10 protein-coding genes and 2 pseudogenes are annotated in these 11,243 nt (G+C 51.6%); 11 read left to right on the top strand and 1 reads right to left on the bottom strand.

Annotation, left to right across the window (positions count from 1 at the left end):
- Positions 1–185: 185 nt before the first annotated feature.
- The 4 genes from cobJ to cbiD are packed head-to-tail and all read left to right on the top strand — an operon-like array spanning position 186 to position 6,515.
- Positions 186–1,598: a precorrin-3B C(17)-methyltransferase gene (cobJ, locus tag DXA15_RS23285; RefSeq protein WP_128135620.1), complete on the top strand. Its 1,413-nt coding sequence runs from the start codon at positions 186–188 to the stop codon at positions 1,596–1,598.
- Positions 1,595–2,803, top strand: a complete 1,209-nt coding sequence (gene cbiE, locus DXA15_RS23280) for a precorrin-6y C5,15-methyltransferase (decarboxylating) subunit CbiE (protein WP_128135619.1) — start codon at positions 1,595–1,597, stop codon at positions 2,801–2,803. The genes cobJ and cbiE overlap by 4 nt, the downstream gene beginning before the upstream one ends.
- Positions 2,804–2,810: 7 nt before the next feature.
- Positions 2,811–4,655, top strand: a complete 1,845-nt coding sequence (cobM, locus tag DXA15_RS23275) for a precorrin-4 C(11)-methyltransferase (protein WP_128135618.1) — start codon at positions 2,811–2,813, stop codon at positions 4,653–4,655.
- 18 nt (positions 4,656–4,673) lie between these two features.
- Positions 4,674–6,515: a cobalt-precorrin-5B (C(1))-methyltransferase CbiD gene (gene cbiD, locus DXA15_RS23270; protein WP_128135617.1), complete on the top strand. Its 1,842-nt coding sequence runs from the start codon at positions 4,674–4,676 to the stop codon at positions 6,513–6,515.
- Positions 6,516–6,581: 66 nt separating this feature from the next.
- On the opposite strand, the pseudogene DXA15_RS23265 reads toward cbiD, so the two are convergent.
- Positions 6,582–6,978: pseudogene (locus tag DXA15_RS23265) on the bottom strand (PD-(D/E)XK nuclease family transposase); the annotation flags it as partial.
- A gap of 36 nt (positions 6,979–7,014) precedes the next feature.
- Here DXA15_RS23265 and DXA15_RS28125 point away from each other — a divergent pair.
- The 7 genes and pseudogenes from DXA15_RS28125 to DXA15_RS23230 all read left to right on the top strand — a co-directional run.
- Positions 7,015–7,086: pseudogene (locus DXA15_RS28125) on the top strand (hypothetical protein); the annotation flags it as partial.
- 51 nt (positions 7,087–7,137) lie between these two features.
- Complete coding sequence (locus tag DXA15_RS23260; protein ID WP_128135616.1) at positions 7,138–7,788, top strand: site-specific integrase; 651 nt, start codon at positions 7,138–7,140, stop codon at positions 7,786–7,788.
- Positions 7,789–7,831: 43 nt separating this feature from the next.
- Complete coding sequence (locus tag DXA15_RS23255; protein ID WP_128135615.1) at positions 7,832–8,395, top strand: DUF3575 domain-containing protein; 564 nt, start codon at positions 7,832–7,834, stop codon at positions 8,393–8,395.
- 557 nt (positions 8,396–8,952) lie between these two features.
- Complete coding sequence (locus DXA15_RS23245) at positions 8,953–9,243, top strand: hypothetical protein (RefSeq protein ID WP_233567572.1); 291 nt, start codon at positions 8,953–8,955, stop codon at positions 9,241–9,243.
- Between the two features lie 261 nt (positions 9,244–9,504).
- Positions 9,505–10,215, top strand: a complete 711-nt coding sequence (locus DXA15_RS23240) for a fimbrial protein (protein WP_128135613.1) — start codon at positions 9,505–9,507, stop codon at positions 10,213–10,215.
- Complete coding sequence (locus DXA15_RS23235; RefSeq protein WP_128135612.1) at positions 10,157–10,465, top strand: hypothetical protein; 309 nt, start codon at positions 10,157–10,159, stop codon at positions 10,463–10,465. Before DXA15_RS23240 ends, DXA15_RS23235 begins: the two co-directional genes overlap by 59 nt.
- A 108-nt stretch (positions 10,466–10,573) precedes the next feature.
- The gene (locus tag DXA15_RS23230; RefSeq protein WP_128135611.1) at positions 10,574–11,113 is read left to right on the top strand and encodes a hypothetical protein; all 540 of its coding nucleotides are present in this window, start codon (positions 10,574–10,576) and stop codon (positions 11,111–11,113) included.
- Positions 11,114–11,243: the final 130 nt, after the last annotated feature.

The raw sequence follows: 11,243 nt of genomic DNA, 5'->3' as shown, positions 1-11,243 counted from the left end.
AAAAAATATGCAAGAAATAATAATTATACCAATTCAATGGTTATCTATAATGTAGATACTAATTATGATGATTTGATTGATAATATGAATGCACTTGTAAATCCAATGAATACAATAATGCGTTCACGTTATAGTTTCAAAAAGAAAGAAGATGATAGACCTGAAATTGAATAATAGTTGAATAAATGAGCACAGGTAAAATAATCGTAGCCGGTATCGGACCCGGCAGTGAATCAGACATTACTCCCGCAGTGTTATCTGCCATCCGGCAATCGGACGTTATCGTGGGATACAAATATTACTTCCGGTTCATTGAAAAGATAATCCGTCCCGAAGCCATATGTATCGACTCAGGGATGAAACGGGAGAAGGCACGTGCCGAAGAAGCATATAATTATGCGGCCGAAGGCAAAGTAGTAACCGTTATCAGCTCCGGCGATGCCGGCATCTACGGGATGGCCCCGCTTATCTACGAGATGAAACGCGAAAAAGGAAGTGATATCAGCATCGAAGTGTTGCCCGGGATCAGTGCTTTCCAGAAGGCAGCCTCCCTGTTGGGTGCCCCGGTAGGACATGACTTTTGCGTGATCTCCCTCTCCGACCTGATGACACCGTGGGAACTGATAGAAAAACGCATTAAAGCTGCCGCTTCGGCAGACTTTATCACCGCCATCTATAATCCCAAAAGCGAAGGCCGCTACTGGCAGTTCTACCGCCTGATTGAAATTTTCCTACAGGAACGCGATCCGCAAATACCGGTCGGCTTTGTCCGCCAGGCAGGACGCGAAGAACAGGAAGTGACGATCACTACACTGGCAGACTTCGACCCGGAACAGGTGGATATGTTCACCGTCATCCTTATCGGCAACTCACAGACCTATAAGTTTGAAAATAAAATGATTACCCCGCGTGGGTATTATGGCGAAATCAAGATGGCCGCCAAGGAAACCGGAATCGGACAGGACATCATGATCCGCAGTTTCCGTACCATCGAGAAAGAACTGAAAAACCAGGATATTCCGTTAGACAAGAAATGGGCCTTGCTGCATGCCATCCATACAACAGCCGATTTCGATATGGAAAACGTACTGCGGGTAGACGATAATGCCGTTTCCATGCTCTACGAAAAACTAAGCAGCGGCGCAGTCCGTACCATCATCACCGATGTCACTATGGCAGCATCCGGCATCCGTAAAGGTGCTTTACAACGCATGGGACTCGAAGTGAAATGTTACCTGCAAGACGAGAAAACCGTTGCCCTCACTGCCGAAAAAGGGATCACCCGCACACAGGCCGGCATACGGATCGCGGTTAGCGAACATCCGGACGCTCTATTCGTATTCGGTAATGCCCCGACGGCACTGATGGAACTATGCGACCTGATCCGCAAAGGAAAAGCGACCCCTGCCGGAATCATCGCCGCCCCCGTCGGTTTTGTGCACGTACAGGAATCGAAACATATGGTCAAACCGTTCACCTCCATCCCTAAACTCATTGTTGAAGGACGGAAAGGTGGAAGTAACCTTGCGGCTACACTGACTAACGCTATACTTTGTTACAACGACGCTATTAATTTAAAACCAGGAAGAGACGTATGAGAACACAATTCACCGTCATCGGCATTCCCGATGACCCCAACTACATCAGCAACAACAAGACAATAGTAGACATAATCAACAACAACACATACTTTTCAGGAGGCAAGCGCCATCATGAGATCGTCATGCCTTTCCTGCCGCCGGATGCTATATGGATCGATATTAAAGTACCGCTCGACAACGTTTTCGACGAATACGAATACCATCAGAAGATCGTTGTATTCGCTTCGGGCGACCCTTTGTTCTACGGATTTGCTTCAACGATACTTAAACGGATGCCGGAAGCGGAAATAACGCTCCTGCCCTCGTTCAATTCACTACAGATGCTTTCGCACGAACTAAAAGTATCGTATGAAGACATGACCATGGTATCCCTCACCGGACGTCCATGGCATGAACTCGACCGCGCACTGATAGAAAACCGGGGGAAAATCGGAGTATTGACCGACCATGTGCGTACCCCGGCCTCCATCGCTATGCGCCTGCTGAAATACGGTTTCACACAATATAAAATGTATATAGGAGAACATCTGGGCAACCCGGAAAAGCAGCGCATCTCACGCTCGCTTGCCCTGTCGGAAGTGGAAGAATATCCCATCGACAGCCCGAATTGCGTAATACTGCAACGGATGTATAACGATATCACCTACCGTCCGCTGGGCATTCCCGACAAACTGTTCGAACTGCTCGATGGCAGGGAACGCATGATCACGAAAGCGCCTGTCCGGATACTGGATATGAGCATGCTGATGCTCCCGATGTGCAACCATTTCTGGGATATCGGTTTCTGTACGGGATCGGTTTCCATCGAAGCGAAAAGGCAATATCCCCATCTCCACATCCACGCATTCGAGATCCGCAAGGAATGCTGGAAACTGATGGAAGAAAACAGTTCGAAACTGGGAGCACCGGGTATCGACGTACATATATGTGACTTCATGGAGGAAGACGTTTCTGACCTGCCCGCACCCGATGCCGTATTTATCGGCGGGCACGGAGGCAAGCTGAAAGAGATTGTAGGCAAAGTAGCCCGTTATCTCGCTCCCGACGGCCTGCTGGTATTCAACTCCGTATCCGAAGAGAGTGAAAAGTTATTTATAGAATCGGTTCACGAAGCCGGATTAAAATTAGACGAACCTTTGCATGTAAGTGTCGGCGATTATAACCCGATCACCATACTAAAGGCATTTAAAGAAGCAAAATAGAAGAACGATGAATAAACGATCAGTAGCAATCGTCGTGGTATCGGTCAGCAGTCTGCCGCTGGCACGGCAAATAAAGAAACAATATCCTGACGCTGTGATCTACAGCAAGGAATCGCAGGAAGAGACGATAGTAATGGAATCGATCGACACCATTGTCGGAGACCTGTTCCTCCAGTCGGACGCGATCATCTTTATCGGGGCAATGGGTATCTGCGTACGCTGCATCGCTCCTTATATAATGGACAAGCATACTGACCCGGCGGTCGTCTGCATCGACAGTACCGGTAAATATATCATCCCGGTCCTCTCCGGCCATATCGGAGGGGCAAACGAGTTGAGCATCGAACTGGCACAGGTACTCGGGGGCAACGCCATTGTCACAACCCAAAGCGATAATACCGGATTGTGGGCGCTCGATACGCTGGGAGAAAAATTCGGTTGGTCTGTCGTAGCCGACGACCTGACGGACAATGAAAATGCGATGAATGCCTGCATTGCCGCCTTCGTCAATAAAAAACCGACAGCCCTTATATTAAATGTACGCGAGAAGGGTACGGAATACCTCGAACACACCTGTCCGGACCATGTCCGTATATTCAATAAATTCTCAGACATTCCCCTCGACCAGTTCGAGTTGGTGATCACCGTCGGGCCGTTTATCTACGAAGCGGATATCAAGATGGTCTCCTACTTCCCGAAAGTGCTGCACCTGGGTATCGGCTGCCGAAAAGACCTCAAAGGCGATCCTGTCGAGATGCACCAGCATATCATCGCCACCCTGATCGACAACAATCTCTGTCCCGAGTCTATCGCCGACATATCCTCCATCGACCTGAAAAAGGACGAAGCGCTACTGGCCCTGCTGGCCTACGGCATTATGGACTGTCCGTTCAAGACCTACCCGGCAGACATTCTGAACAAACTCGCCGTCCCCAACCCTTCCGCCAAGGTAAAGGAAGTCACCCAGTCATCGAGCGTGGCGGAAGCCGCGGCGATACAAAGTGCCGGAGGTGGACTCCTGTTGCTGGAGAAACAAAAGGGACAGCTGGGAGAAAGCAACGATTATACATTTGCCGTGGCAATGGATAAATCCGTACAGCGGCAAGGCCATATCGAAATAGTCGGTGCCGGTCCGGGCGATCCGGAACTAGTCTCGATACGTGGCAGGAGGATGCTCGAAAAGGCAGACCTGATCCTGTATGCCGGCAGCCTCGTCCCAAAAGAACTGACCTATTGTGCGAAACCGGGAGCCACCGTACGCAGTTCGGCAGATATGAACCTGGAAGAGCAGTTCATCCTGATGAAAGAGTTCTACGACAGGGGTAAGTTCGTTGTGCGCCTGCATACCGGCGACCCCTGCATCTACGGGGCGATACAAGAGCAGATGGCTTTCTTCGACCAGTTCCATATGAGTTATCATATCACCCCGGGGATATCCTCTTTCCAGGCTGCCGCTGCCGCTTTGCGCTCGCAGTTCACCATCCCGGAAAAGGTACAGACCATCATTCTCACCCGTGGCGAAGGCCGCACGCCGATGCCTGAAAAAGAGCAGTTGCACAAACTGGCCGCCAGCCAAAGCACGATGTGCATCTACCTCAGTGCAGGCATAGCGGACAAGGTGCAGGAAGAACTTCTCGAACACTACGCCCCTACCACACCGGTAGCCGCTTGCTATAAACTGACCTGGAAGGACGAACGCATCTACCGCGGAGAACTGAAAGACCTGGCGAAAATCGTCAAAGAGAACCATCTGACGTTGACCACCCTGCTGGTGGTAGGCGATGCGATCGACAACCGCGAAGGCCTCTCACGCCTTTATGCCGACGAGTTCAAACACCTGTTCCGTAAATAACCTGTTTCAGAAAAGGCTATGATACTGATATTGGGAGGAACAACGGAGGGACGGGCCAGTGTCCGCATCGCAGACGAAGGAAGTGCACCTTATTATTATTCGACCAAAGGCGCGCTCCAGGAAATAGAGTGCGCGCATGGCATCCGCCTGACCGGAGGCATGGATACGGCAGCGATGGAAACATTTTGCCGGGAGAAAAACATCCGGTTGCTGGTCGACGCCGCCCATCCCTTCGCCTCGGCCCTGCACCACACGGTTGCAGAAGTATCCTCCTCCCTCCGATTGCCGGTGATCCGTTACGAACGGCGTTATCCGCCCCGCGACCCCGATCTGGTCTGGTGCGACAGTTACGACGACGCCATCCGTAAACTGGAAGAACATGGCATCCGACACCTGCTTGCCCTCACCGGAGTAAACACCATCGCCCCGCTACGCCCCTGGTGGGAAAAGCACCCGGCATGGTTCCGCATTCTTGAACGCGAAGAGTCGCTCACAACCGCCACCCGTCAGGGATTTCCTGCGGACTATCTGTGCTTCTATCAGGATGAAGACGATACCGGAGCACTGATGGACCGGTTGCAACCGGATGCCGTTATCACCAAGGAAAGCGGCCGGTCAGGCTATTTCAACGAGAAAGTGACGGCTGCCCGCAAACGTTCCATCCCCGTATTCGTTGTCAAACGGCCGGCATTGCCCGAAACATTCTATATCGTTTACGGAGAGAATGGATTACGCAAACAGATCGAACGCCTGCTGCCGGAGTTCTTTCCCCTGCATCACGGCTATACGACCGGAGCCTGTGCCACGGCAGCAGCTAAAGCGGCCCTGACCGCCCTATTAAGCAAAGAGGAACAAACAGCCGCATCCATCACCCTGCCCTCGGGCGAAATAATCACCTTGCCGGTTGCCGCAACCGAATGGGACGGTGACAGCGCGACCTGTTCAGTCATCAAAGACGCCGGTGATGACCCGGATGTCACCAATGGCTCTATGATCGTTGCCAACGTGGCTTTTTCGACAGCCTCCAACGATGCACCTGTCCGTTTCGTCGCTGGTCCGGGAGTAGGCACAGTCACTCTGCCCGGATTAGGGCTGGAAGTCGGAGGTCCTGCCATCAACACGACACCCCGCAAAATGATCACGGATGAATTGGCTGCTGTTTTACAAGCGTTCCGTCAGAACAACCCGGCTGCTAAACACCTGCCGCCGAGTCCCGGACTGACAGTCACGATCTCCGTTCCCGGCGGAGAAAAACTCGCCGCCAGGACATTCAACCCGAAGTTGGGCATCGTTGGCGGCATCTCCATCATCGGGACATCCGGCATCGTACGCCCTTTCTCCACCGACGCCTTCATCGCCTCTATCCGCAAAGAAGCCGAAGTAGCCAAAGCCATCGGCTGCCGGACACTGGTCATCAATTCAGGAGCTAAAAGCGAACGGTATCTGAAAGCCCGTTACGCGGAATTACCACCCCAGGCTTTCGTACACTACGGAAACTTTATCGGCGAGACATTGAAAATAGCCTCGGCGCTCTCCTTCGACCAAGTAGTCATGGGGATCATGATCGGAAAAGCAGTCAAGCTGGCGGAGGGATTTCTGGATACCCACAGCAAGAAAGTAGTCATGAACAAAAACTTCCTTCAGGAAACCGCCCGCGAAGCCGGCTGCCCCGAAGCAGCAGTCCGGCAGATCGAAACGATTACCCTCGCCCGCGAACTCTGGCAGTTATTCCCTTCCGGAGAACAATCACCCTTCTTTTCTCTCCTTTTGAAGAAATGCTATGCACATTGTATCCCGCTCCTTCCCCCGGATAAATTACAGATCGTATTGATCACAGAGGAAGGTCAGATTCGGGAATAAATAAGATTTACCGGATCATTTCCTCTAAAGATGTTCAATCTCATCTATTGGCAAACCAGTACACTGACCTTCAGCTCTTCCTTCACGTATAGCGCTGTTATAGAGTGTTCTTTCCACGCTGATGCCATCCCAGAAATGTTCGTATCCGGCCAGTTCTTCGTCGGTAAAGGCCGATTCTTCAAGAACTGTCAGAGCTTTCGTGATTTCAGGAGTCTCGAGCAGTTCTTTCAGGACGACACGGTAGATTCATTTATCTCCGTCAGGAAACGAAGCCAAAGGACGTGCATACGCTTCTCGCTATAAGTATGAGGAGTGAATTTGGGCAGTTCGACAAAGATCAACTGCAAGTCGTCGATGATATGATCCGTGTGTTCGATATGCCCATCGCATAGTGGTGGTAATATCCTTCGAGAGTAGGCTCAAACACTTCATTCACCAGATTAAGCGAATAAACCGGCTGCACAGGTTTCCCTAAGGCGGCACGCTGACTTTCGGCAGGGTGACGGTGGCGTTTGTGGACGATTTTGCCCAATCGCTGCGCGACGAAGGGCTGGCGGTCAATACCGTCAACAGCTATGTCGGGGGTTTTCGCGCCCTCTACAACCGGGCAGGCAGGACGGGATTGTTTGAGATACCCGAAAAATCTCCATTCGCACACCTGCGGCTGCGCCGGGAGATCACCGTCAAACGCGCGCTTTCCTCGCAGGCGGTCTGCGAACTGGCGCAGATGCAACCCTCGGCAAGCACCGGACTGCGCCGGTCGCTCGACTATTTCCTTTTCTGCTTTATGGCTTGCGGCATGCCGTTCGTTGATTTGGCACATCTCACACGCGACAATATCGTGGGAAAGGATATCGTCTACCAGCGGCAGAAGACCGGAATGCGGGTACAGGTCAGTATCACTCCGAGCATGCGGATGATCATCAAACGGTATGCCCGCAAAGACAGCCGTTACCTCTTCCCTATCCTTTTCGAAGACGGAGGCAGCCGCAGCTATTATAAGTACCAGCTGGTGCGCTACAACGCCGACCTGAAAATTATCGGCAACTATCTCAGGCATCCGGTAACGCTCACCTCCTATCAGGCGCGCCATACCTGGGCTACCGAAGCTCTGCGGCAAAACACACCGATAGCCGTCATCAGCCAGGCCCTCGGACACACCTCAGAACAATCCACCCGTTTCTATCTCGATTCACTGGATCAATCCATCATGAAAAGAGCTAACAGGAAGATTACAAAGGTCGTGGATAATCTTGTCACTGGGAAAGCATAATACCTTATTTCGTAAATAAGGTACAGGGTAGAAGAGGAAAAACATGAACAAAATATCAATCTATCTAATAATAACGATCACTTTGTTATCCGTCTTTCCAATGAAAGGACAACATGTCGCATTGAAAAGTAACCTGCTTTATTGGAGTACTACCACCCCGAATATGGGTTTTGAGTTTCGGATGGGTAAAAAACTGTCACTCGACCTTTGGGGAGCGTATAATGCCTGGGAATTTAAAGATGATATGTCACAGAAACACTACCTCGTGCAACCCGAACTCCGCTACTGGCCCTGCCAGACTTACGAAGGGCACTTCTTTGGATTACATGGACATTACGGACATTTCAATATCGGACAAATCCCCTTTATCCCCGGACTGGAAGAGAAAAACTACCGCGGCTCACTCTACGGCGGCGGACTGACCTGGGGGTATCAATTGGGTGATCGGCCGTCATTGGGGACTGGAAACGTTTGTCGGTGCCGGCTATGCTATATGCAATACGATAAATATGTGTGTTATGACTGTACGGAAGTCATAGCCAGTTACCGCCGCCATTATTTCGGTCCGACCCGTGCGGGCGTTTCCCTGATCTTTTTTATCCACTGACAACCTTCCCCGTATGAAAGATATCTTATAATAGCATGCACCGGATGGCTGCTCTCTCCCGTTACAACGGAAGCGCAGCAACCCGGTATCCGCCTTTCGATGGGCGGCGCTTCGGTGGGCGACGACGACAGTGTCTCGCTCTCTCTGCATATCGTGCTCGAAGATATCCGTGTCCCTTCATCGCGCAGCCTGGTCCTCGAACCCCGCCTCGAAGCCAATGGGCATTCGCTGGCACTTCAGGCTATCGTAGTAAGCGACCGCCGCCGTGCCCGTTACGATACCCGCGCCCTGGCGGTCGACCCATCGACCCGTATCCCTGGCAGTGACTACTACCGCCGCATCGTGTCCCCGAAAAAAGGAAGCCGCCACGAAATCGACTATACGGTCCGCGTACCTTACACCTCCTGGATGCGCAACGCCAGGTTGTCGCTCCGCCAGATCAGCCGCAACTGCTGCCGTGGAGAGGTGCTTGCCGACGAGGTGCTGACCGCCGACCTGGCGCTCGTTCCGCCCTGCGTGAAGATAGCCGGCGAACCCACTGCCAAGGCAGTATCCGCGTGGAGCCTGACTTCGGGAAGAACCCGGAAGAACTCGCCTATGCCGACAGCCTGTTCCGTCGCCTGAAAGAATCCGGCATCTCGCAGTTCCGGCAGGTGCTGGTCACCGGCTACGCCTTGCCCGAAGGGGCCTACCAGCATAACGAGACCTTGTCGCGCCAGCGTGCCGAAGAGTTCCGCACGTACATCAGCCGCCGTTACCTGCCGGAAGGCTGCCCGGTGATCTGCGGCAGCGTGGCGGAAGACTGGGAGGAACTGCGCCGCATGGTATCCGTCTCCGGCAAACCCTAGTAGTGATAACGATCTTTGACATGGTGGGGGGAAATAAAATGAATTTATTTATAACGTTTGGTTTTGTTAGGAAAAGATTAAATATTTATCTCTGAAGTGGTTCAACTTACTGAATTAATTATTTATCTTTACCAAACAAAACTTATTAGCTATGAAAATCGAGTTCGGACAATCCTATTTGCGGAAACTATATGAGAAAAGAACCTGTTATTACAGTTTGTACCATTCTTAAATTGTCGAATCATTATAAGTAAAAGTGTTATGAGTAAAGAATTAAGACCTTATAAGCCAACTCATCCTGGTGAAGTAGTGAAAGATGAGTTATTATCACGTAAAATCACTCAAAAGAAATTTACAGAGTTGATTTCAATTCCTTATACAGAACTAAATGAAATTGTGAAAAAGGGAGATACAGAGACACCGGCCGACGGTACCCGCCTGCAACTGTCTTTCCGTAACGGTACGACGACACGTGTCATCGGCGAATCGTTTGCCGCGACTACCGAAGAGAAGAAGATCAATAAACTGTCCTTCTATGTCTACCCCGCCAAAGAAGCGGATCAGGAATTTGTTCCTTTCCAGCGTTATGTGTTCGATATGACGGAAGTCACCACCGCTACCCCGCTGGAAACAGACAGCGTCACCATCACCCAGGCAGCCGACGGCGAATATACCTGCGACTTTATCCTGCGTGAAGGAGCGGGCTTCGACTGCTGGGTGGTAGCCGTCGCCAATGCCACCGATGTTTTCGACGAGACAAACAACCAGAATACCTATGCCAAACTACAGGAAGCCCTGTGCTACGCATCCGCCATGCCTTCCACTCCTTCTGCCAATCCGAGGATGACGATCACTATGGCTGATGATGTATGCCGAAAACCACGGGATGATCCGCAAGTCGACGACCACCGGCATGAGTTTTCAGATGCAACGCCTCGCCGCCCGCATCGACATCACCAACCGGGCTTATAAAAAGGAGAAGCCAGAAGAAGGTTTCGTACTCGAATCGGCCCGCATAGTGAACGCCAAACGGCAAAGCTACGTAATCCCTGCCACCGCCGAACCGTGGACCGTTCCCTGCCTGACAACCGACTACGCCTGGATAGACAACAGCGGGACAAAGAAAATCCTCGTGTTTGCACAGACCGGTACAGCCGGAACCGACGGCTTCGACGAAATAGACGACCAGATGGCCACCGGAACCATCGAACAACGCCTCTAGCACGAACTATACACCAGCGAGAACGACGACAACAACACGGTAACCTCGACCACTGTCGAGATCAAAGGCCTGTTCCGCGACGCACCGTTCAGCCGTGTGATCCCGTTCGTGAACAAAGACAAAGAGCCGGTCCTGATCGAACGCAACCATCGTTACCTGATCCTGATCAACCCGGCTCCCGACCAGACAGACGTCACCTTCAATATCCAGGTAGCCGACTGGGATGCCGTCGACACCATCAACGTGAAGCCGACGCAGAAGGTTGTGCCGGAACTGGCGGAGATCACCTGCGGCGGGACGGGAGGCAGTTACACTGCGGATACGAAGACGGTCGCCTACCCGGCAACTGGTACGGATACCTCTTTCACTTTCACAGCCGTCTGTCCGTTCGATACGGATACGAAAGTAGTTTATCCGGAAGGGTATGAAGGGGCAGCATGGATCAACGTCCAACAGGGAGAATCAACGAATACAAAAGCCTCCACCGGCCTCAAACGCACCTACACCGTCACCCTGACCGGCCAGGATGCTGCCGATGCCGCCGAACGCTCCGCCTTACTGTTAATCCGCAACGCCGCCAATGCCACCGCACGCGATACGTTACATATTCAACAAACGGTACAGCAATTCCGTAGTAGAAATAATTGAACTATCCAACTGTCAAAGTGGCTCATCTGTTACAGGTTCATTTGCCGTCTGCTTTAGCTGACGGTTTATAAGCTGGTTCTTTTTTGGGCTTTAGCCACATTTCTCTCAGATAGAAAGCTTTAAGAAATGG

This window comes from Parabacteroides sp. AM58-2XD (assembly GCF_003463685.1).
GTDB lineage: Bacteria > Bacteroidota > Bacteroidia > Bacteroidales > Tannerellaceae > Parabacteroides > Parabacteroides segnis.
This window is presented reverse-complemented; position numbering and strand designations above follow the sequence as displayed.